This window comes from Verrucomicrobiia bacterium (genome assembly GCA_019634625.1).
GTDB lineage: Bacteria > Verrucomicrobiota > Verrucomicrobiia > Limisphaerales > CAIMTB01 > CAIMTB01.
On record JAHCBA010000033.1, the window covers coordinates 14,718 to 36,628 of the forward strand.

General features: G+C 67.3%; 14 protein-coding genes. 4 read left to right on the plus strand and 10 right to left on the minus strand.

Annotation, left to right across the window (positions count from 1 at the left end):
* Nucleotides 1-268: 268 nt before the first annotated feature.
* Together KF833_17490 and purM are read right to left on the minus strand one after the other, a co-directional pair.
* The gene (locus KF833_17490) at nucleotides 269-1,657 is read right to left on the minus strand and encodes a sodium:solute symporter (GenBank protein ID MBX3747103.1); all 1,389 of its coding nucleotides are present in this window, start codon (nucleotides 1,655-1,657) and stop codon (nucleotides 269-271) included.
* A 114-nt stretch (nucleotides 1,658-1,771) separates the two neighbouring features.
* On the minus strand, nucleotides 1,772-2,842 hold the full coding sequence (gene purM, locus KF833_17495) for a phosphoribosylformylglycinamidine cyclo-ligase (GenBank protein MBX3747104.1): 1,071 nt from the start codon (nucleotides 2,840-2,842) through the stop codon (nucleotides 1,772-1,774).
* 187 nt (nucleotides 2,843-3,029) lie between these two features.
* Between purM and KF833_17500 the strand changes: the two genes are divergently transcribed.
* Entirely contained in the window at nucleotides 3,030-3,665 is a 636-nt protein-coding gene (locus KF833_17500; protein MBX3747105.1) for a hydrolase, read from the plus strand.
* Nucleotides 3,666-3,922: 257 nt separating this feature from the next.
* Here the strand turns inward: KF833_17500 and KF833_17505 are convergent, their stop codons facing one another.
* A complete protein-coding gene (locus tag KF833_17505) occupies nucleotides 3,923-4,423 on the minus strand; it encodes a hypothetical protein (GenBank protein MBX3747106.1) in 501 nt (166 codons plus the stop codon).
* Nucleotides 4,424-4,687: 264 nt separating this feature from the next.
* On the opposite strand from KF833_17505, the gene KF833_17510 reads away from it, so the two are divergent.
* Nucleotides 4,688-4,999 (plus strand): hypothetical protein, encoded by a 312-nt coding sequence (locus KF833_17510; GenBank protein ID MBX3747107.1) that lies wholly within the window; start codon nucleotides 4,688-4,690, stop codon nucleotides 4,997-4,999.
* Between the two features lie 1,288 nt (nucleotides 5,000-6,287).
* Here KF833_17510 and KF833_17515 read toward each other — a convergent pair.
* The 7 genes from KF833_17515 to KF833_17545 form a co-directional block, all read right to left on the minus strand.
* Nucleotides 6,288-6,896, minus strand: a complete 609-nt coding sequence (locus KF833_17515; GenBank protein ID MBX3747108.1) for a hypothetical protein — start codon at nucleotides 6,894-6,896, stop codon at nucleotides 6,288-6,290.
* A 125-nt stretch (nucleotides 6,897-7,021) separates the two neighbouring features.
* Nucleotides 7,022-10,342, minus strand: coding sequence for a protein kinase (locus KF833_17520; GenBank protein ID MBX3747109.1), 3,321 nt, complete (start codon nucleotides 10,340-10,342; stop codon nucleotides 7,022-7,024).
* Between the two features lie 40 nt (nucleotides 10,343-10,382).
* Nucleotides 10,383-11,165 carry a sigma-70 family RNA polymerase sigma factor gene (locus KF833_17525; protein MBX3747110.1) on the minus strand — a complete coding sequence of 261 codons (783 nt, stop codon included), beginning with the start codon at nucleotides 11,163-11,165 and terminating at the stop codon, nucleotides 10,383-10,385.
* 43 nt (nucleotides 11,166-11,208) lie between these two features.
* The gene (locus KF833_17530) at nucleotides 11,209-12,540 is read right to left on the minus strand and encodes a hypothetical protein (protein ID MBX3747111.1); all 1,332 of its coding nucleotides are present in this window, start codon (nucleotides 12,538-12,540) and stop codon (nucleotides 11,209-11,211) included.
* Between the two features lie 121 nt (nucleotides 12,541-12,661).
* Entirely contained in the window at nucleotides 12,662-13,273 is a 612-nt protein-coding gene (locus tag KF833_17535) for a hypothetical protein (GenBank protein ID MBX3747112.1), read from the minus strand.
* A 139-nt stretch (nucleotides 13,274-13,412) separates the two neighbouring features.
* A complete protein-coding gene (locus KF833_17540; protein ID MBX3747113.1) occupies nucleotides 13,413-16,595 on the minus strand; it encodes a protein kinase in 3,183 nt (1,060 codons plus the stop codon).
* 131 nt (nucleotides 16,596-16,726) lie between these two features.
* Nucleotides 16,727-17,491, minus strand: coding sequence for a sigma-70 family RNA polymerase sigma factor (locus tag KF833_17545; GenBank protein ID MBX3747114.1), 765 nt, complete (start codon nucleotides 17,489-17,491; stop codon nucleotides 16,727-16,729).
* 383 nt (nucleotides 17,492-17,874) lie between these two features.
* Between KF833_17545 and KF833_17550 the strand changes: the two genes are divergently transcribed.
* Together KF833_17550 and KF833_17555 are read left to right on the plus strand one after the other, a co-directional pair.
* Nucleotides 17,875-20,484 carry a DUF1592 domain-containing protein gene (locus tag KF833_17550; protein ID MBX3747115.1) on the plus strand — a complete coding sequence of 870 codons (2,610 nt, stop codon included), beginning with the start codon at nucleotides 17,875-17,877 and terminating at the stop codon, nucleotides 20,482-20,484.
* A complete protein-coding gene (locus tag KF833_17555; GenBank protein MBX3747116.1) occupies nucleotides 20,481-21,884 on the plus strand; it encodes a DUF1552 domain-containing protein in 1,404 nt (467 codons plus the stop codon). Before KF833_17550 ends, KF833_17555 begins: the two co-directional genes overlap by 4 nt.
* The last annotated feature ends 27 nt before the right edge of the window (nucleotides 21,885-21,911 follow it).

A 21,911-nucleotide genomic window follows, 5' to 3' on the forward strand; every position in this document is an offset into this window, starting at 1 on the left:
GGGACGGGCTCCGCGAATCCTCAACCCAACGCCCCACACCGTTGCGGCCTCGTGGAACTCGCCCAAGCCACCCTTCGTGGGGACTCGTACAGCTCGAAGGGCGGCACTCGTCCCCGTCCTCGAACCCGCAGGCACACCTCTTCGAGCGCCGCCCGAACCTCCCCTTCCGCGTAGAAACCAGGCCTCAGGCCTCAGGCCTCAGGCCTCAGGCCTCAGGTTTCAGGTCTCAGGTCTCAGGTCTCAGGTCTCAGGCCTCAGGTCTCAGGTCTCAGGTCTCAGGCCTCAGGCGCGTGCGTTCCCACGCGCCGACGATCCCGTACGTGATCGCCGCGCAGACCACCGCGAGCAGGAAGGGAGCCGACACCGCCTCGATGCGGCTCGCGGCAAGGGTCACGCCCGCGCCCACAATCAAGGTCGCACCGGCGGTGACCGGTCCGCCCCACCGGCTCCACAGACCGACCACGACGGTGATCAGGATCCCTGCCGTCCCGAACGACGACGCGAAAACCACGAGATCGAAGATACTGTCGCCCTCACGTGCGATCAGCGCGGCGGCAATGCCGGCGACGACGACCATGGCGCGGCTCACGCGCACCTTCCCGGCTTCGTCCATCGAAGGCCGGGCCGGCACGACGAAAGTGTGCGACACGAACGAGGCGACGGTCAGCAACGTCGAGTCCACCGTGGACAGAATCGCCGACACCAGCGCGCCCATCAGGAGCGCGAAGGCCATCGGATGCAGGACCATCCTGGCGAGCGTCGGCAGAAATTCGTCGCGGTGCCCGATCTCGGGCGCGAGGTGCGTGCCGACGAGCGCGATCGTCACCGGGATGGCACCGACCGCCAGGTACAACAGGCTGGCCGCATAGCTGCTGCGCCGGGCTACGGCCGGGGATCGTGCAGCCATCATGCGCGCCAGGGCTTCCTGCGACACAAGCGATCCCAGCACCGGAACCGCCCATAGATCCAGCCGCGCCCAGAAGCTCTCGCCCGGAGCGACCAACCGGAGCTGCGACGCCTCGATGCGCGCCAGCGCCGCCGCCGGCCCCCCTGCCGCCTCGAACACCCCGACCAGCAGGACGACAAGCCCGACGATGAGGATCCCGCCCTGCACCACGTCGGTCACCACGTCCCCCATCAGTCCGCCAAGAACCGTGTAGAGGATCACGAGCGTTGTCGCGCCGACCAGCGCGAGCGTCGTGTCCACCCCGGAAATCACCGCGATCACCTGCGCGAAGGCCAGCAACTGCGCCGCCGCCCAGATCAACGACGTGGGCACCATGATCGCAACGGCGCCCTTCTCGACCTTCGGCCCGAAGCGCTGGCGGAAGAAATCGCCGAGGGTCACGTACTCGCGCTCGCGCAGCCGCCCCGCAAGCAACACGGCCATGAGCACCAGACAAAGCGTGTAGCCGAACGGATCGGCCCGCCCGCCGGACAGCCCCTCTTCCGCAATCGCCGCCGACGCCCCCATCACCGTCTCGGCCCCGAACCAGGTCGCAAACAGGGAGAAGGTGGCGAGCAGCGGCCCGAGACTCCGCCCCGCCACAAGGTAATCGGCCTCACTGTGCACGCGCCGGGCAGCCCAGACGCCGATCCCAAGCTGGACGGCGAGGTAGGCAAAGAGGACCACGGGAACGAGGAGCGAGTCGGCCATGGGGCAATGGGGTCAAATCACTACTTTTACATTCCAACCACCGTCATCGTCCGCCCCGCTCCAAATGCCCCCATGAACCGGCACCCGGCCTCCCCGGCGCCTTCGCCCGCCCCGTCAGTCCAACCGCACCCGGCCCGTTCCGCGGACCACCTCGCCGATGGCCCAGGCCGCGTGCCCACGCCGGCGGATGCGGCGGAGCAGTCCGTCGGCAGATTCCCCGTCAACCAGCGCGACCATCCCGATGCCCATGTTGAAGACCTGGTAGAGTTCCCCCTCCTCGACGCCTCCCCGCTCCTCCAGCAACCGGAAAATTCCCGGCATCTCCCAACTCCCCTTCCGGATCCGCACATCGCAGGTCTTCGGCAGGACCCGTGGCAGATTGTCGATGAAGCCCCCGCCCGTGATGTGCGCCAGCGCCCGGATTCCCGGGGACACCGTCCTGCCCGTCCCACGTCCCGGGGCACGCAGCAGGGCCTGGATCAGCGGACCGTAGGTGACATGAACTTTCAGCAGCTCCTCGCCGACGGTGGTCCCGATCTCAGCCACCCGGGAACTCAGCTTCAGCTTCAGCCGGTCGAACAGGATGCGGCGGGCCAGGGAATACCCGTTGGTGTGCAGCCCGTTCGAGGCGATGCCCAGGACGACATCCCCGCGCCGCACGTTCTTCGGACCGTCCAGCATCTGCGAACGGTCCACCACGCCCACGATGGTTCCGCTGACGTCGTACTCGCCCTCCCGGTAGAATCCCGGCATCTGGGCCGTCTCGCCCCCGATCAAGGCGCACCCGTTGGCTGCGCAACCGCGTGCGAAGCCGCGGAGGATCTCCGTGAACACCTCAGGTTCGAGCTTCCCGGTTCCGAGGTAATCCAGGAAGAAGAGCGGCTCCGCCCCCAGCACGGCGATGTCGTTGACACAATGGTTGACCAGATCCTCGCCGATGGTGTCGTGACGGCCCATCGCAAAGGCGACCTTGAGCTTGGTCCCCACGCCGTCCACCGACGCGACCAGCACCGGTTCGCGATGCCGCTTGAGGTCCAGGGCAAACAACCCGCCGAAGCCGCCGACCTTGCCCAGGACTTCACGCCGGTGCGTCGAGGCGAGCAACGCCGGCAGCGTGCTCTTCACCCGGTTCCCAAGGTCGATGTCCACTCCCGCCGCCGCGTAGGCTTTCTGCTTCTTGCTCATCCGTCGCGCCGGCCAATCTCGCGAAGCCGCCTCCCCTTTGTCCACCTCCGAGGCGACGAACCCCGGGAGCCCCCGGGGCCATTCCGTCCCGGCATGCTCAGACCAGAAAATTGGCACTGCCCATCCGGGCCCCCGAAAACTACGGTCGATGGGTCCCAGCCATCCCGGCGGGTCCAGACCCAATCCCATGAACGCCTATCAATACCGTCGCCTCGACAAGAACAACGTCGCCGTCCTGCTGGTGGATCATCAGTCCGGCCTGACCAACCTCGTCCACGACTTCTCCCCGGACGACTTCAAGAACAACGTCCTCGCGCTCGCCGACTGTGCCAGGTACTTCAAACTCCCGACCATTCTCACCACCAGCTTCGAACAGGGTCCCAACGGGCCTTTGGTCCCCGAACTCAAAGCCCTCTTCCCGGACGCCCCCTACATCGCCCGCCCCGGCAACATCAACGCCTGGGACAACGAGGACTTCGTCAAGGCCGTCAAGGCCACCGGCAAACGCCAGCTCCTCATCGCCGGCATCGTCACCGAGGTCTGCGTGGCGTTCCCCGCCCTCTCCGCCTTGGAGGAGGGTTACGAGGTCTTCGTCGTCACCGACGCCTCCGGAACCTTCAACCGCACCACCCGCGATGCAGCCTGGTTCCGGATGCAGGCGGCCGGGGCGCAGCTCATGACCTGGTTCGCCGTGGCCTGCGAACTGCACCGCGACTGGCGCAACGACGTTGATGGACTCGCCGCCCTCTTCTCGAACCACCTGCCCTCCTACCGCTGCCTGATCACCAGCTACGCCTCCGGCGCCGCGGCAGCGCGCTCCTGACCCGTCTCCAGGCAGAAAACGCGATCCGGGTCAGATCCATGAATTCGACAAACCAGCCTCGGGATCGGGCGGGCAAAGGGAATGTCAAATTCAGAGATCTGACCCCGGAGGGTACCGAGTTTTGTTAGGGTCGGTGGGTTCGAGGACGAGTTCCTCGATCGATTCGGCCTTGGGCTGGGGCACGGGAGGGATGTCGGTGGGAAAGCGCTTTCCGAGGGCGACGAGGATGGCGTGGAAGGCCGCATCGACACCGCCCGCTATCGCCCCACCTTGCCCACCCGGACAGGACTGAAGTCGGCATCGAAGGTGGCGACCAGCATCTCATCCGGCCCAGAGTCGAGCAGGCACACGCTCGCCGTGAGCTCGCCGTCCACGCACACCAGGCGCCTCAGAGCGATCGAACTCCAGTGTGTGGTCGCAATCCGGGCGGCCTCATCCGTCCACAGATCTTCCAGGGGGATTTCGACGGTCGGCCGATGGCCCTCGCTCCTGCACCGGTCCTCCCACTGCATCAGCAGGGTCTCGAAGTCGATTGGGTCCGGAAGGCGGCCAGATGGATCCGGTGCGATACCGCGATGGATCTCGATGACCTTTCGCGGCGTGATCCGCATCCCCACGAAGTCGCCCATGATGAACCCGAGGCGACAGTCGGACGGTCCCACCCAGATCGCCCCATCCAGGGATAGCGCAGCCCGCAAACTCAGAGTCTCCTTCGAACCATCCGCCATGAGCCTCACCACCGTCTTGGCACAGGTCATGACCTCGATGTCCTGGCCGTTCCGCGAAGCAGTCTTGGGGACTGGTCCACCCCAAGAAACCACCGGTGGCACCCGCGGATTCCTGATAAGTGGAATGGGGTCACCGTTCACCGTCGCACTCATCACATTGAATCCGCCGTCGAGCGTGAGCCCAAGCCGATCTCCCACCGCATTTTCCGCCTTGAGGCTGAGGGTGCCAACGGGATCGGCCGAGATCGACGCCTGCCGGAGTGGATTGGGCACCCCGCGGGAATCCAAGGTCGGATGCAGCCGCTGCAATCCAAAAGCGAGGGCAGGCTCCAGGACGATGGCCCGATCCGGGTGGCCTCCAGCCAGCCCGGGGTCCGCCTCGATCTGCATGGCAGCGCCATTCAACCGTTCCGCCTCGCCGGGACCGTATGGGTGGAGAAGCTGCGGGATAATGACGAAGGTGTGGAGGGCAAGGATGCCGACAACCCGTCCGTGGTGTTCCGCCAGAAGAGCCGCCTCGGGCCCGACCCAGATCAACCGTCCGTCCGCGTCAGACACCAGACGGACGCGGAGTGGCGGGTGCTCGATGCCATTTCCAGGCTGTAGGTGGGCGTCCACCAACTCCTGTTGATAGGATCGAGGGTGGGGCGCGCCCTCGACATTCAGCCCGCCCAAGGGCTCCGTCTTGACCAGTCTCACTGCCATCCCTTCCGGCCATGCCCTTTCAGTTGAAAGGAGGATGGTGGCGATTAGGGCGGACATTCCTGCCGCGTGGTAGGTGTTGTTCATGAGGACGTCCCATATGTATTGTGACATCTGTGTATCGATCAAGGCACACAGGCCGTTGCGAAAAGTCCCCGGGGTCAGATCTCTGAATTTGACATTTGCCTGCCCCCCCCTCGCTTCACTTCCGGAGGGACGAGCTCCGCGAATCCCTGGAGCAGCGCCATTCCTCGATCCAGGGCGCCACAATCCCTCACGCAGGCGCCTCAGAAACCCGCAGGGTTTCCAGAGATTAGCCGGGGGTCGAACCTGCCTTCAAGGGTTCGACCCCCGGAATGAGTGCCCTCCCACCTCCCGACCCTGCCAGGGGTCGCAGAAGCCCCTCGGCGACGCCTCAGCCGTATTCATGCAGCAAGGACGCAATGGGGTAATAAAGTGGTCAGCTCTTGAGAATGGCTATTCTTGCCGGGCCCTCCGCCGCCGGTACAGCAGGGGATTCAGCTTTCGCCGCGTGCCCTTCCCGAGGCGCTCAGCGATCCTGCCGACCGTCATCGTCGCCTCCGCCCCCAGTCGTACCGGATTGGCTTGAGCTCCTCGCCCTCCTCCGATCTACGCCGTGATGAGCCCCGCGTCCCGACGAAGCGCCGGGGATCCGCATCCTCCATGAAGATCGGCTTACGCGCAGCGCATCCCGGAATGGTGGGGAGAGGTGCGAACTCCGCATAGCGTCGCTTCGGAGGGCCGGGTTCCACGAGGCTACAACGGTGTGGAGCGTTGGGTTGAGGACTCGCGGAGCGCGTCCCTCCGATGCGCTCCGATTCGCTGCCTCCTCACCCACAACTCCGGGATGCACCGAAAGCGATCCGGGTCAGATCCCTGAATTTGACAAATCAGGCTCGGGACCGGGCGGGCGAAGGGAATGTCAAATTCAGAGATCTGACCCCTGGGCACCGCCTGGTTGTCCCATGAATGTTTGGGGTGGGTTTGGACAGGTCGCGCCCCTACAGGGCGCGGATGATTTCACATTGCGGGTCCCCAGGGCGTCGCCCTGGGCTATCTCATTTGGCCCCTTTGGGGCCCCCCCCGGTTGGCCAGTCAAATGGCCAAACTTCAGGGCCGTGGCCGGCCGCCGGACGCTCCCTCCGGCGGCCACAGTTTTGCTGAACCCGCTCTAGAACGAGTGCCAGGGCCCGCGGATGTGCAGGGAACCGGTCGCCGTGCGGACGGCGCTGGCATGGCTGCCGGCCGAGGCGCCGCCCAGCAGGGTGAAGGTGGTGTGGTCGCCGGGCGCATCGAACTGCCCGTAGATGACGGTGACGTGGCCGGTCAGGTCGCCGAAGGGCGAATGGTTGGGATTGTCCACCACCGGGTTGTCAATGATCTGCCCGAACAGGCCGAAGTTCGGCGCCGGCGTCCCGGACAGCGCGATCTTGTCCACCCGCATATGGAAGAGGGTCGCCACGAACACCGGCGTGTCCGGTGCTTCCGCCGGGGCCAGGAAAGTCATGGCCTCGAGGATGTCCAGGCGCTGGACCGGGAACTTGATCCGGATGCGAAAGAGTGTTCCCGGCGGCAGCGGCGCCAGGTCGGGCTGGGGCCAGATCAGGCTGAAGTCATCCACCGTGCCCGCGGCGGAGAGCTGGAACCGCTGAGCATACCGGGCGGGGACGGCCAGGGCGGCGGGGCTGCCGGCCAGGGAAGCCGCCCCGAGGCCGAGGCCGGTGAGGAAGGCCCGCCGGCTGGGAGGGTGGATCGGGAGGGTGGGAGCGATGGCGTTCATGGAAGTGAAGGACTGTGTTGGGTTGGCGGGCTGCCGGCCGGGCCGGTGTCACCCACCTCCTCCAAACGGAAACCGTGCGAAACCTTACAGCGCGCCACGCGCCGGGCGTCCCGCGCCTCCGGAACTCACCGGCCCACGTCCGTCTCGGAGAAGCCCGGCGCCCGCCACAGCCGCACGGTGAAATCGTAGCTGGTGCTCGCGAGGGTCCGGCCGTCGGGTGAGAATTCCACGCCCCAGACGGCGGTCACGTGGGCCTTCAATGAGCCAATCTCCTGCCGTCCCGGCACGCTCCACAGGCTGATCGGCCCGTCAAAGCTGCCCGCGGCGAGCGTCCGGCCGTCCGGCGAAAACGCCAGCGTTTCGATGGCGCCGCTGTTCCCGTGCAGGGACGGATTCTCCGCCAAGGCACCGGCCGCCAGATCCCACAGGAGCATCGTCGTCCCGCCCGCGCTGGCAAACATCGCGCCGTCCGGCGAAAGGGCGAGCGCGCCGACCGCGGCCTGGTGGCCGCGCAGCCAGCCGCGCGTCTGCCAGGTGGACGTGTCCCAGAGCCGGATGGCCCCGTCCGGGGAGTCGGCCGCGATCAAGGTCCGGCCGTCGCGGGAGAACAGCAGCGGGGCGCCTCCGCTCGACCCGGCCTCCAGGGTGGCGATCTGGCGCCGGGCTTCCAGGTCCAGAATCACCGGCCGGCCGTCGCTCCGCAGGGCCAGCAGGCGGCCATCGGGGGAGATCGCCTTGGCTCCCGTGAGCCGTCCAGGGACGGGAATCGTTCCCCGCGGGAGCAGCGTGGCGGCTTCGAAGACAACCACGTTGGTTTCGTCGCGGATCAAGGTCAGGATCTTCCCGTCCGGCGAGAACGCGATGTCCCTCCCCGGCAGGCGATGGGCGACCGTTCTGGAATCCGGATCCCAAAGCGTGACCCGGCTGGACGCCACCACCGGGTTGGTCTCCCACTCGTCCACGAACAGGAAGCGGCCGTCAGGAGAGAAGCCGATGCCGTTGCCGCCGGCGGTGCGCGTGAGGATCTCGTGCTCCGGTTTCGGGCCGACCGGCCAGAAGCGGACCGTCTCGCCGGAGCTGCCGGTGACCAGGGTCCGGCCATCGGGGGAGAAGTCCACGCTCCAGACGCGCCCGGCGTGGCCGAGCCAGCGAGCGAGCTGCTCGCCGGTGCTCATGTCCCAGAGCCGGGCCGTGTGATCCCAGCCGCCCGAAGCGAGCCGTTTTCCGTCCGGTGAGACGGCGAGGCTGTTGACCGGCCCCTGGTGCCCCGTCAGCACCCGCAGCAGTCGGCCCGCCCGCCAATCCCACAGCAGGATCGCCCCGTGCTCGTCCGCCGAGGCCAGGAGCGCGCCCACGGGTGAGAACCGGACGGGCATGATGAAGCCCCGGTGCGCGGTGAGGGAGCGGACGGCCCCGGTCGCCAGGTCCCACAGCCGCACGACGCCATCGCCATCGCCGACGGCGAGCGTTTCGCCGTCCGGGCTGAAGTCCGCTGTGACCACGAAGGTGGTGAGTCCGGGGAGCGACATGAGCTCCTTCCGGTCCGCGAAGTCCCAGACTTTGACCTCGGCCGGAAGCGGCTGGTAGGCCGTGCCCGCCACCGTGGCCACGCGCCGGCCATCGGGGCTGAAGATCACGCCGAAGTTCGCCTGCGAGCGGCCGGGTAGCGTCGCGATCAGATCTCCGGATTCAACGTCCCAGAACTTGAAGTCGGGGTCGTTTCTCGAGGCAGTCGCCAGCACCCGGCCGTCGGGCGAAAAGGCGACGGACCAGATGCTCCGCTCGAACGGCCGGAAGGAGCGGAGCATCCTCCGGGCGGCCACGTCCCAAAGCCAGACATCAGCCGCATAGGGGTCCGCAATGGCCAGGAGACGTCCGTCCGGTGAATGCCTCGCGCAGGAGCTTCCGTGGGGCAGGATGAGGCTTTCGTCGGGGCGGGAGAGTTGCCGGAGGTACCGCCACTCGAAGCCACGCGGGTCGTCCGCCGGCGTGGCCGCGGCGCGGTATTTGTCCAGAAGCTGCCGGGTGCGTGCCGCGTCGCCTTCGGCCCACGAGCGCCAGGCCACGCCCATGTCGGAGACATAGAGCGACTGCCGGAGACGGCGCCCGGCCTCCTCCGCAAGCAGGCGCTGCCGGCTTTCCTCGCGCCGCGCCGCCTCCGCCGTCCGGCGTTGTTCGACCTCCCGTCCCCGGGCGCGGGTGGCACGCACGGCCAGCCAGGTGCTCACCGCAATGCCGAGCACGAGGACCAGCGTGACGGCTATCGTGGCGGTGAAGGCGAGCCGGTGGCGCCGGACCAGCCTTTGCAGCCGGTAGGCGGCGCTGGGCGGGCGGGCCACGACCGGCTCGCTGCCCAGGTGCCGTTCGATGTCCAGCGCCAGGCCGGTCGCCGTCTCGTACCGCCGGGAACGGTCCTTCTCGAGGCACTTCATCACGATCCAGTCGAGATCCCGGTCAATGGGCGGCTTGCGGCTGGCGACCGGCGTCTGGGACACGGCCAGCCGCTGCATGAGCCGGGTGCTCGGCCGGACCGGCTCCCGTTCGCGGATCGTGCGCCGCAGCTCGTCCAGCCCGGCCTTCAGGAGTTCGTGGGTGTCGAAGGAGGTCGTGCCGGTGAGCAGCTCGTAGAGCAGCACGCCGAGGCTGTAGAGGTCGCTGCGGGTATCAATGTCCAGCCCGCTCAGCTCCGCCTGCTCGGGGCTCATGTAGGCGGGTGTGCCGAGGAACTGCTCGTAGGCGGTGAACAGCGTCTGGTCCGTGAGGTGGCCCTGCGTGGCCTTGGCGATGCCGAAGTCAATCACCTTGGGCACCGGCACGCCGTCGTGGAGGGTGACGAGGACGTTCGACGGCTTGAGGTCGCGGTGGATGATGCCCTTCTGGTGGGCGTGCTGGACGGCGCGGCAGACCTGGGTGAAGAGCTTCAGGCGTTCACGGACAGGGAGGGCGTTCTGGTCGCAGTAGTCGGTGATGCGGACGCCGCGGACCAGCTCCATCACGAAGTAGGGCCGGCCCGAGTCCGCCGCGCCCGCATCGAAGACCCGGGCGATGTTCGGATGGTCCATGAGGGCCAGGGCCTGGCGTTCGGCGTCGAAGCGGGCCACCACCTGGCGGGTGTCCATCCCGACCTTGATCACCTTCAGCGCGACGCGACGGCGGACCGGCTCCTCCTGCTCGGCCATGTACACCACGCCGCAGCTGCCCTGGCCGATCTCCTGGAGCAGCCTGTACCGCCCGATCCGGTCGCCCGGCCGTTCCGTCGGCGCGATCCTGGTCGCGGCCATGCTGCGGTCGTCCGGCCCCGGATCGCCGGCGGCGGTCTCCGGGCCGGCCCGCGCCGGCTCCAGGCCCAGCGCCAGCAGGCACTGGCCGCAGAAACCGCCCGGGCTGTCCGGCGGAATGCTCCTGCCGCAGTCCTTGCATGTCGCGCCGCCACTCATGTGCGCCATCCATACAAACGGAAATCCGTCCGGACCTTACCGCCCCGGCTCACGAACCCAGCACCGCGATGAGGTGCCGGAGTTCCTCCCCGACCTCCGCTTCCGAGGAGACCGTCCGGGCGACCTGCTCCCGCAACAGCGTGCCGAAGCGCTGGCGCAGGCGGTGGACCGCCACGTCCACCGCTCCCACGCTCACGCCGTGCCGGGCGGCCAGCTCCGCCCGCGACAGCCCCGGCCGTCCCCCGGGCAGGAAGCCCTCCAGCTCGTCGAACGACCACCGCTTCGGGCCGGGGTAGCATTCCCGGCGCAGCTCCTTCAGCGTGCGTTCGAGCACGGCGAGGGCCCAGCGGCGCTCGAACAGGGCTTCGGGCGTCAGCGGGTCGGCAGGTTCAAGCTGATACCGGGTCTCGGCCTCGCCGGCCTCGAGCGGCACCGGCGCCCGGCCGCCGCCCCGGCGCTGCGCCCGGGACCGTTCGCGTTCGTTGGCGAGAAAGTGCTTGAGGCAGGCGAGGAGGAAGGAACGAAACCGGCCCGCCGCCGGCTGCACGCGGGCCAGGGCGTTCCGCCCCAGAAACTGGCGGAAGAACTCCTGCGTGAGATCCTCGGCGTCGTGCGGACCCGAGCCCTGCCGCCGGATGAAGGCATACAGGGGATGCCAGTAGGCCGCGCACAGGCTGGCCAGCGCCTCCTGGGACTTCGTCCCCTCGCCGGCCGCGGCCGCCAGCACGACCGTCCAGTGGGTGACCGGAAATCGCCGGCCGGCCGAGTCGGGAGGCGTGTCCGCCGGCACTTCACGGCCGGGAGCCGGCGGGGCGGGGCCGGGGCAGGACATGCTGCATCCTGATGCCACGACGGCCACGGGTGCAAGCTCACGGTCATTTCCGGCGGAAGGAGATGACGTCCGGATGGAATGCGCCGGGGTTCTCCAAAAGCCCGTCGTCGGTTCCCCTCAGATGTTTGTTGAAGAAGGATACGAGGCACGCATGCATGGCCTGCGCCCGCCGTCGCGTCGCGGCGGATGGAGCGACGATCCAGGCGTTGTCGGTGAATGCGTCGTGGGAGGCATCCCGGATGGAGAGCTGATACGCGTTCGCGGGCGAGCGGTTGAACAGGGTGGTGATGTCGGTGCCCAATCCGCTGCTGGGGCTGACCATGGCCAGGAAGGGCTTGGCGAGACCGCGACTCAGAAGCGTGGGCATTGCCCCCAGATAGCCGTCCAGGAGCACGGCCGCCTTGATCCGCTCCTGCAGCCGGCAGGCCTCCCCGGCCGTACCGCCCCCGAACGACCAGCCCATGATTCCGATCCGGTCCAGATCCAGCCGGCCGCGGATGACGGGCTCGTCCGCATTCAGTTGTTCCAGGTGGTCGAGGAGCAGCCCGATGTCCCGGAGCCGGTCGGGCAGGAAGTTGAAGCTCCACGCGTTGCGCCCCACGAGCAGTTGATCCGGCGGCAGCACCACGCCGTACGCGTCCGTGTGATCCACCGCGACGACAACGTAGCCATGGCTGGCCAGCTCCACCGCCATCGCGGTGTTCTCCGTGCGGACGGCGCGGCCCTGCTGGTCGCCCAGCCCGTGGGAATACAGGACCACGGGAAAGCTCCCGGGTGCGATGGCCGGCGGCGAACTCGCGACCGCGAACTGCACAAGCGAGGGCACGGCGTTCGTGTACGGTCCCCAGTACGCCGGCCTCCCCGCCAGCAGGCGGTCCATATAAGGAGCCAGGTCTTCGCCCGGGGACTGCGCGGGATGCCATAAGGAGACCATGAAGGAGCTGTTGGTCCGAATCCCAAACCGGTTGCTGCGCGAGCCGTCGGTGAGCATCCGCGAGAGCACGCCCACCGGATGCAGTCCCGTGGGCGGAAGAAACGGCGTCAGGACCTGGTTGGACGGCGTCCGGTAGAAGCGCTGGGCGTGCCCGGCGGCCGTTTCGTCAAGGAAGGCCGGCGCATTGGCGGCGGCATTGGTCCGGATGACCGTGGCCAGCGGCGTCCAGTCTTCGAGATTGGCCGAAACGTCGAGGCGAAACAGGTCGAAGTAGCTCCTGAAGGCCGGGGCGGCCCGGCCTTCGAGCATCAGCGAAGGCAGGCCTTCCGGGGTGATCGCCAGGGAGTGGATCCGGTGCGGCTCGGGAGTTTGTGCCGGGGCGGAAGCGCCACCCCAGGCCAGGGCCGCAGCGACGCCGACGGCGGCCAGAATCGTTTTCATGGTCGGGACGGGCGGAAGTGAGTGCGGTGGGAATGGCCAGCCAGTTCAGTCGCCCCTGCGAAGCGGCGGCCGGACAGGCGCGAGCCATCCGGCCGCCGCTACGGATCGAGTGAGTGCCGGCCTACCTCCTTCCGCGCGGGAGAATCAGGACGCCCTCGTAAAGCCATGTGGCCACGCCGGCGTAGCCCTCGCAGAAGCGGTCGTCCGTGGGATCGGTGTCGTCCGGGCCGTCCGGGCCAGAGAAGATGAACGCGCCGTCAATGCGGCCGTGGCCGCGCGCCCCGGTCAGTGCCCCGGTGCCCCCCGTGATGGTCGCGTCGTAGTGCAGAATGAACGTCGTCGGGGCTGGCTTCAGATCGTTCGGATCGGGATCGGCCCAGCCGACGACGCTGGCCACCAGCTTGTCGCCGGCCAGGGTGGTGAGGGTCATCGTCCCGGCGAGGTCAAAGGCCCGCCCGCCGGTGCCGGCGCTGATGGTGATCGCGAAGTGCCCCCGGCAGTTCCCGAGGTTCGACACCTGGAGGACGCCGCGGACTTCATGGTTCCACGGGAGGGGGCCGCTGGCGTCGAGGTTGAAGACGGTGCCGGCGTTGATGGTCATGCGGGCTTTCCCCTGGCCGTGGAGGTCGGCGTGGGGTGAACCGGCCGGGGCGGCCAGCAGGGTGAAACCGGCGAGGACGGCCAGGCCGGCATGGCTGAGGATGGGAACGGAGGAACGACGCAGTGTGTTCATGGGGCGGTGTTGAATGATTGGGCGAAAGCCTCGCCCGCGGCGGCGGGATGATGTCGCTGCTTCTCCCGCCACCCCGCTACCGAAGGAATGGCGGACCAAAGTTACAGGGAAGCCTGCGTCCGGGGGCGGCGGCGGGAAGTCACCGCTGCTCCATCGCCGCGGAACCGCCCTCGATCTCTGGAAAAGCCGGTGCCGGCCACAGCCGGATCCGATCCACCACCTCGGCCGTCGCCATCCAGCGTCCGTCCGGTGAAAACGAAATCGCACGGCACGAAGCGACATGCGCGGGCAGCGTGGCGATGACGTTGCCCGAAGCGACGTTCCAAAAGCGCAGGTTGCCATCCACATCACCTCCGGCCAGCGTTTTTCCGTCTGGTGAGAATGCCAGCGGCCCCAGCCATCCCACAGGATCACGAAATTCCTTTAGTTTCCTGCTCGAAGACAAATCCCAAAGCTGTGCGACCCCGCCCGGCCCTATCGCAAGGACAAAGCGCCCATCGGGAGACAGAGCAAGGGCCTCCGAGTTCGCTCCAGGACCGACGCGCATTTCCCCGATGCGATAAAGAGTGTGTGCGTCCAGGCATTCCAACATCCCGTCGGCGTCGGGTCCGATGACCAACGTTGAACCCTCCTTGGTAAACAGCATACGGGTGTTGTCCTGCAAACGGGGGCGTTGAATCGTCCTTGGGCTGGTGGGCGCATCCAGTGTCCAGATCACAACAACACCCCCTGCGCAGCGCGCGGCTAAGAGCGTGGAGTCCGCGCTAAAGGCGTACGAAGCGGACAGTTTGGAGGGGGCCTCCACCCTCACCTGTTCCACCGCGCCGGTCGCCTCGACCTTCCATACTGCCAACGAGGTATTCGCCACCGCTGTCGCCAGCAGGCCATTGGGAGCGAACTTAAACGGGTGCCCGTCCACGGTCATGATTTGCTGGCGCGTCGAAGCGTCCAGTATGGCGGTCCGATACACGAGCGGATCAGTTCCGGGAACGTTGGTTGTCACCCCCAGCCACCGTCCAGCGGGGGAGTACTCAAGGTGTACGTCCCAAAGCGCCTTGTGGCCCCTGAGAACGGTACGCTCGCGCGGAGGCATTGTGTCCCAAAGTTTGATCGTTCCATCCAGGCTGGAAGAGGCCAGCAACGAGGTGTTGGGCACGAAGCTGATGCTGGTGACGCGCTGCGCATGTCCACGCAGGGCATTCAGCAAGTCTCCGTTGCGGGTATCCCACAGTTTGATGGTCCGATCAATGGAACAGGAGGCAAGCTGCTGGCCATCGGGAGAGAACGCGAGGCGATGGATCAGCCTGTCATGTCCGTGCCACGTCTGGCGCTCCTCCCACGAACCAACCTCCCAGAGGCGAATCATGCCCCATGAGTCGCCGGCGGCCATGGCTTGGCCATCCGGCGAGAAGCAGAGGCCGAACACGATGCCGCTCAATCCTGGCAGCTCGAACACCTCCCGTCCGGTGGCTGCCTCCCAGACTTTCACAAACCCGCCGCTGCCGCTGGCCGCCACCCATTTCCCATCGGGAGAGAACTTCACGCGGGTCAGCCAGTCACGCACGCCCGCCAAGGTCAAGCGGAGCTGCCAGTTGGACGTATCCCAAATCCTGACCTCGCCGGGGATGCCGTCGCCGTACCGCTGCCCCGCGGCGATCGCGAGCCATCGTCCATCCGGTGAAAAGGCCAACCCGTGTGCGAATCGCGGCGTGAATGGCAAGACTGGCGCCATCGGCTTCATGGTCTCGAGATTCCACAGGCGGATGCCCAAGTCGGTCACAGGGACCGCGAGAATCTTGCCCTGAGGATCAAAGGCCATGTCATCAGCCAGAGGACTCTCATCAGGAATCGCTAGGCTGGCAACCTGACGGCGGCTCCCCAGATCCCAGAGAGAGACCTCGAATTTGTCCGCCGCCGCCACGTAGCGGCCATCCTGCGAAACGGCACACCCATAGCTGTCTGATCGCAAAACAAACGTGGCCACTTCCTGCGTCCGCGACTGGCCCCAGAGGTAACGCCACTCAAATCCGCGCAGGTCCCATGGCTGCGCGTCCAGCACCTCGCGGACCCGCCTCACGTCTCCGGACTCCAGGGCGCCAAACGCCTGGCCCATCTCGGAGGCGTACAGGTTCTGCCGCAGTTCTTCGCGGCCCTGCCGGATGCGCCAGGCGGCGATGGTCGAGCCGACGGCCAGGGTCACGAGCGCCGCCATGGAGAGCGCGCCCAGCGCGGCGACGGCCGGGCGGCGGCGGACCCATTTCTTCACCCGCTCCGGCGTGGTGATCGGCCGGGCGCGGATCGGTTCGTGTCGGAGCCAGCGTTCAAGGTCCTCCGCCAGCGCCTCGGCGGAGGCGTAGCGGCGTCCCGTTTCTTTCTCCAGGCACTTGAGGCAGATCGTCTCCAGGTCGCGGTCCACCGCCGGGTTGAAGACCGAGGGCCGCCGCGGCTCCTGCTCGAGCACCTGCCGCAGCGTCTCCACCGAGGTGCCGCCGGCAAAGGGCGGCGTCCCCGTGAGCGTCTCGTAGAGCACCGCCCCCAGCCCGTACACGTCGGCGGCGGTGGTCACGTCCTTGGTCCCGCCACGGGCCTGTTCCGGGGCCATGTAGGCCGGCGTGCCCATGACGGCGTGGGTGTGGGTGAGCGTGCTGTCCTTCTCGACCAGCTTGGCCAGGCCGAAGTCCGCGAGGTGCGGCGCGCCTTGGGCGTCGAGCAGGACGTTGCCCGGCTTGATGTCGCGGTGGAGCACGCCGCGCTGGTGGGCGTAGTGCACCGCGCGGGCCAGAGTGACGAGCAGACGGGCGGCTCTCTGAGGACTTGAGGTTTGCGATCGAAGGTTCGAGATCGCTTCGCGCAGGTTCGGTCCCTCGACCAGCCCCATGCTGAAGTAGTGCTGTCCCCCGTGCTCGCCGATCTCGTGGATGGGCACGATGTGCGGGTGGGACAGGCTGGCGGCAGCCTCGGCCTCGGCCTTGAAGCGCTTGACCAGCTCCGGAGTGGCAAGCGCGCTCGCGCTGATCAGCTTGAGCGCCACCAGCCGGTTGAGGCTGACCTGGCGGGCCTTGAAGACCACGCCCATCCCGCCGCGGGCGATCTCCTCCAGCAGCTCATAGTCGCCAAAGTAGCGGAGGCGCGCGCCGGTGAAAGACGCGGCCGGGCCGGCAATCCGGGTCAGCGCGGCGGCCTCGGAGACGATGGCACCCGGCGGGTCGGCGAGCAGATCCAGCCCGCGCGCGAGCAGGCAGGCGGGGCACAGCCCCTCGGGCGTGTCCGGCGCCAGGGCTGCGCCACAAACGGCGCAGGGGGCGGGAGGGGAGGGCATCATTCAGCAGGTCAAGTCATGGGCCGATCCGCCGGCCGGCGCTCCGGATGAATCACGGTCCATCATGGGCATCGTCGGACACAGACAATGGAATACCTAAGGAGTGGCAGCGCAGAGTTACCGCGAAACACGCTTCACCTCCCCAGCATGGCGATGAAATGCCGCACCTCCGCCCCGACGTCCGCGGGGTCGGCGACGGTCCCGGCGATCTGCGCGCGGAGCAGTTCGCCGTAGCGCCGCCGCAACCGGTGCACGGCCACCTTCACCGCACCCTCGCTCAGGCCCGCGGCGGTGGCCGTGGCGGCGTAGGCGCCCTCCGGCTGGTCGGCGGTGAGGAAAACTTTGAGGCGGTCGAACAGCCCGCCCTTCTCGCGCGCGTCGAATTCCGCCCGCAACCGTGCCAGCACCTGTTCCAGCACAGCCAGCGCCCACCGGCGCTCGTACAGCGTCTCGGGCGTGACGGGATCCGCCGGCTCGAGGGCGTAGCGCCGCCGGGCCTCCTCGTCATCGAGGGACACCGGAGTTTCGCCCCCGCCCCGCTTCAGCGCCCGCGCGCGGTCCCATTCGTTGGCGAGGAAATGCTTGATGGCTGACAGCAGGAACGAGCGGAAGCGGCCGACGCCCGGGGTCACGTCGTGGATGAAGCCGTGATCGAGGAAGCGCGCGAAGAACGCCTGCGTGAGATCCGCGGCGTCTTCGTGTGCGTGTCCGCGGCGTCGGACGTAGGCATACAGCGGATACCAGTAATCCTCGCACAGCCGGCAGAGCGCCGTGTGCGCCTGCTCGGCATCGCCCAACTCTCGGGCTGCCAGCACGACGCTCCAGTGCGTCGTGGCGAACGCCGGAGAGGCGTCGCCCCCAGGTCGGGACAGCCCCCCGCCCTGCCCGGCCTGATTCATGGCAGCATGATGAAGCCGCGGTGCGACGGAACGACAGCCAATTCCGCAACCGCAGACTCCACGCCGTGCATCCCGGAATGGTGGGGAGAGGTGCGAACTCCGCAATGCGTCGCTTCGGAGGGCCGGGTTCCACGAGGCCGCAACGGTGTGGCGCGTTGGGTTGAGGACTCGCAGAGCTCGTCCCTCCGATGTGCTCCGGTTCGCTGCCTCCTCACCCACAACTCCGGGATGCACCGTTGGTTGCAGGGTGAATTGCTGTTGGGGAATTGCTTGCCCGCTCCCCCTCGAAACGGTAGTGATTCCATCGTCCCTCTGGAATGATGCCGACCGGAAGCCCCGCTCATCGAACCGCCCCTCGTCGCCTCGGGACGTGCGGCATGGCCATGCTCACACTCCTGGTTCCGGGATTCCCGGCGGGTGCCTCTCCCGATGTCCCCGGCGAGTCGGTGTCCTTTGCCGGGAAGATCCGGCCGCTGCTGGCCGAATACTGCTTCGATTGTCATGGCGACGGCATGAACCGCGGGCAGGTCGCCTTCGACGCCTTCGGCAGCGACGAGGAACTCCTGGGGCAACGGGAACTCTGGCTCGCCGTCCTTCGCAATGTTCGCGCCGGGCTGATGCCCCCCGCCAACAGACCGCAACCCAACCCCGAGGAAAAGGACACCCTCGCCCACTGGATCAAGCACTCCGTTTTCGACATCGATCCCCGGAATCCCGATCCAGGCCGTGTCACCCTCCGCCGCCTCAACCGCACCGAATACCGGAACACCATCCGCGACCTCATGGGATTCGATTTCAAGGTCGAGGAGGAACTCCCGCCGGACGATACCGGGTACGGCTTCGACAACATCGGCGATGTCCTCGCCCTATCCCCTCTGCTGCTCGAGAAATACATGCAGGCGGCCGAGGCCATCGTCGGATCCGCCGTCCCGCGTGTCCCGTGGGTGGTCGCCGAAACGCGGATCCCGGGGAACCGGTTTCGCGGCGAGGGAAACCGGTCCGCCGACCGGCTCTCCTTCTACGATGCCGCCGAGATGACCCATGTCTTCCATGCACCGATCGGCGGCACCTACCGGTTGACCCTCGAACTCCAGGTCTTGGGCCGGTTCGATTTCGATCCGGGCATCTGCCGGGTGACCTTCGCCGACAACGAACCGCTCTTCGAACGCGAGTTCGGCTGGCAGAACGGCACCCGTTTCTCATTCGAGTTCATCCGAACCTGGGAGGCAGGCGAACATCCCCTCACCCTCACCCTTTCGCCGCTCACCCCGGTCTCGGAGCGACGCAATTCCCTCGACCTCCGCATGATTTCGACCCGTGTCGAAGGCCCGCTCGAACGAGACCACTGGGTGCGTCCGGATGGCTTCGAACGCTTCTTCACCGAGGACCCTCCCGGACCCTCGGATTTGCCGGAGGTCCAACGGGCACGCGCCGAGGGTGTCTTGCGCCGTTTCGCCACCCGCGCCTATCGCCGTCCCGTGGACGACCTCACCGTCGAGCGCCTCGTTTCCATTGCCGAGGCGACCTACCGCCTGCCCGACAAACGATTCGAGGACGGCATCGCCCAGGCCATGGTTCCGATCCTCGCCTCTCCCCGTTTCCTGTTCCGCGTCGAGCCATCCGAACCCGCCACGGTCGCTCCCCCGGATCCGCCCGCGCATCCGCCCGCGCATCCGCCCGCGCATCCGTATGTCGATGAATTTGCCCTCGCCTCGCGGCTCTCGTACTTCCTGTGGTCCACCATGCCGGATGAGGAACTGTTCGAACTCGCCGCGCGCGGCGAGTTGCGAAGCCAGTTCCGCCCGCAGATTGAACGGATGCTGAAGGACCCGCGATCCGAGGCGCTCATCGAGAATTTCGTCGGCCAATGGCTCCAGGCGCGCGATGTCGAAGGCATCGACATTAATGCCCGCGTCGTCCTGGCCCGCGATTCCGGCGAGGAACGCGACATGGAACGTCGCCGCATGCGGATTCGCGAGTTGCTGGCACTCCCCGAGGACCAGCGCACCGACGAACAGCGCGAGGAACTCCGCGAACTCTTTCAACGCGGGCGCCGCGGAAACAACGCGCCGAACATCGAACTCGATGGCGAACTGCGCCGTGCCCTCCGCCGCGAAAGCGAACTCTCCTTTGCCCACGTCGTCCGGGAGGATCGCAGCGTCCTCGAACTGCTCGATGCCGATTACACCTTCCTCAACGAGCGCCTGGCCCGCCAATACGGCCTCTCCGACCTCGGCGTCGAAGGATCGGAGATGCGCAAGGTGTCCCTCCCCAAGGCCAGCCCGCGGGGCGGCATCCTCACGCAGGGAACCACCCTCATCGTCACCTCGAATCCGACCCGAACCTCGCCCGTGAAGCGCGGTCTTTTCATTCTCGAGAACATCCTGGGCACCCCCCCGCCCCCGCCTCCCGCGGACGTCCCCGACCTCGAAGAGGCCGAGAAGGAGTTTGCCGACCGCCAACCCACCCTCCGCGAGACCCTCGAAATCCATCGGGCCAATCCCCTCTGCAATTCCTGTCACAACCGCATGGATCCCCTGGGTCTCGCCCTCGAAAACTTCAACGCACTCGGCATGTGGCGCGAGTCCGAACGCCGCCAGCCGATCGACGCCGCCGGTCGCCTCATCACCGGCCAGACCTTCAACGACGTTCGCGAACTCAAGCGGACCCTGGTCCAGGATCACGCCCGCGATTTCTACCACTGCCTCACCGAGAAGCTCCTGACCTACGCCCTCGGTCGCGGCCTTCAGGACTACGATGTCGAGAGCGTCGATCGCATCGTCCACGCCCTCGAAACCGAAGGCGGCAGGTTCTCCGCCCTCCTCATGGGCATCGTCGAGTCCGCGCCCTTCCAGAGACGGCGCGCCCTTCCCAACCCGGGGCGCGATGGCGGCGCGCGGACCGCCTTCCGTCCGACCGAACCGCCAGTCGCACCCGCGACCCAGACCGAGCTCCCTGAACGATTCGCCACCAAGACACACCTCACGCCATGAATCCGACGCCTCGAAACTTCACCCGCGCCCCTCACATCCTTCGCTCCCGCGTGAACCGCCGCATCTTCCTTCGCGGCCTCGGCGCCACCGTCGCGTTGCCCGCCCTCGAATCGTTGATGCCTTCCCGCGCCCTCGCCGCCGCCGCCCCCGGCTCGATGGCGACCACCGCGCAAGGCGCACCGCTCCGACTTGGTTTCGTGTACTTCCCGAACGGGGCCATCCAATCGGACTGGTGGCCTCACGGCGAAGGGCGCGAGTTCGAACTGAACCGCACCATGGAATCCCTGGGCCCGGTGAAACACCAGCTCCAGATCCTTGGCGGACTCGACCATTTCAATGCCAACCCCGGGCCCGACGGCGCCGGCGATCACGCCCGCGCGAGCGGGACGTTCCTCACCGGGGTGCGCGTCAGGAAGACCGCCGGGTCCGACATCCGCGCCGGGATCTCGATCGACCAGGAGATCGCCGGGCGAATCGGGCATCTCACCCGCTTTCCGTCGCTCGAATTGACCTGCGACGCCGTTCGCAAATCGGGGAGCTGCGACTCCGGCTACTCCTGCGCCTACCAGTACAATCTCGCGTGGCGCTCGCCGAACACACCGGTCGCGCCCGAACCGAATCCCCGCCTCCTCTTCGAACGCCTGTTCGGCACCGGATCGCCGGGCGAACGCTCCGAGGCCCTGCAACGGCGCCAGACCCTCCAACGTTCCATCCTCGACTTCGTCCTCGACGACGCCCGCGCGCTCCAGCGCGACCTCTCCTACCGCGATCGCGAAAAGCTCGACGAATACCTCGTCAGCGTCCGCGACATCGAGCAACGCATCGAACGCGCCGAAAACCTCGGGCCCACCCCGGACCCCGCCCTGCCGACGCCCGACGGAATCCCGAACGATTTCGCCGAGTACATCCAGGTGATGTTCGACATGATGATCCTTTCGTTTCAGACCGATTCCACGCGCATCGGCACCTTCCTCCTGGCAAACGAAGGCAGCAATCGCGCCTTCCCCGAGATCGACATTGCCGAAGGCCACCACTACCTCACCCATCACCAGAACAACGAGGACAAGATCCGGAAGGTGGGCGAGATCGACCGCTGGTACGTCGCGCAGCTCGCCAGGTTCCTCGAAAGGATGGAACGAACGAAGGACATCGACGGACGGTCGCTCCTCGACAATTCCATGATCGTTTACGGGAGCGGCAACGCCGACGGCAACCGCCACACCCACACCAATCTCCCTGTGATCCTCGCCGGGGGCGGAGGCGGCGCCCTGACCCCTGGACGCTATGCGAGGTTCAACGACGTCCCCATGAGCAATCTCCTCCTGAGCCTCGCCGATCGCATGGGGGCCACCGATATCGAGCGCCTCGGCGATTCCACCGGACGACTCCAGGGGGTGTAGGAGCCTGTCCGGAAACCGGAAGCGGTC

What these genes read in the sequence shown, in the direction of transcription:
- KF833_17490 (MBX3747103.1), bottom strand. Translation starts at nt 1,657, where the DNA reads ATGGCCGACTCGCTCCTCGTTCCCGTGGTCCTCTTTGCCTACCTCGCC.
- purM (MBX3747104.1), bottom strand. Translation starts at nt 2,842, where the DNA reads ATGAGCAAGAAGCAGAAAGCCTACGCGGCGGCGGGAGTGGACATCGAC.
- KF833_17500 (MBX3747105.1), top strand. Translation starts at nt 3,030, where the DNA reads ATGAACGCCTATCAATACCGTCGCCTCGACAAGAACAACGTCGCCGTC.
- KF833_17505 (MBX3747106.1), bottom strand. Translation starts at nt 4,423, where the DNA reads ATGACCTGTGCCAAGACGGTGGTGAGGCTCATGGCGGATGGTTCGAAG.
- KF833_17510 (MBX3747107.1), top strand. Translation starts at nt 4,688, where the DNA reads ATGCAGCCGCTGCAATCCAAAAGCGAGGGCAGGCTCCAGGACGATGGC.
- KF833_17515 (MBX3747108.1), bottom strand. Translation starts at nt 6,896, where the DNA reads ATGAACGCCATCGCTCCCACCCTCCCGATCCACCCTCCCAGCCGGCGG.
- KF833_17520 (MBX3747109.1), bottom strand. Translation starts at nt 10,342, where the DNA reads ATGGCGCACATGAGTGGCGGCGCGACATGCAAGGACTGCGGCAGGAGC.
- KF833_17525 (MBX3747110.1), bottom strand. Translation starts at nt 11,165, where the DNA reads ATGTCCTGCCCCGGCCCCGCCCCGCCGGCTCCCGGCCGTGAAGTGCCG.
- KF833_17530 (MBX3747111.1), bottom strand. Translation starts at nt 12,540, where the DNA reads ATGAAAACGATTCTGGCCGCCGTCGGCGTCGCTGCGGCCCTGGCCTGG.
- KF833_17535 (MBX3747112.1), bottom strand. Translation starts at nt 13,273, where the DNA reads ATGAACACACTGCGTCGTTCCTCCGTTCCCATCCTCAGCCATGCCGGC.
- KF833_17540 (MBX3747113.1), bottom strand. Translation starts at nt 16,595, where the DNA reads ATGATGCCCTCCCCTCCCGCCCCCTGCGCCGTTTGTGGCGCAGCCCTG.
- KF833_17545 (MBX3747114.1), bottom strand. Translation starts at nt 17,491, where the DNA reads ATGAATCAGGCCGGGCAGGGCGGGGGGCTGTCCCGACCTGGGGGCGAC.
- KF833_17550 (MBX3747115.1), top strand. Translation starts at nt 17,875, where the DNA reads ATGCTCACACTCCTGGTTCCGGGATTCCCGGCGGGTGCCTCTCCCGAT.
- KF833_17555 (MBX3747116.1), top strand. Translation starts at nt 20,481, where the DNA reads ATGAATCCGACGCCTCGAAACTTCACCCGCGCCCCTCACATCCTTCGC.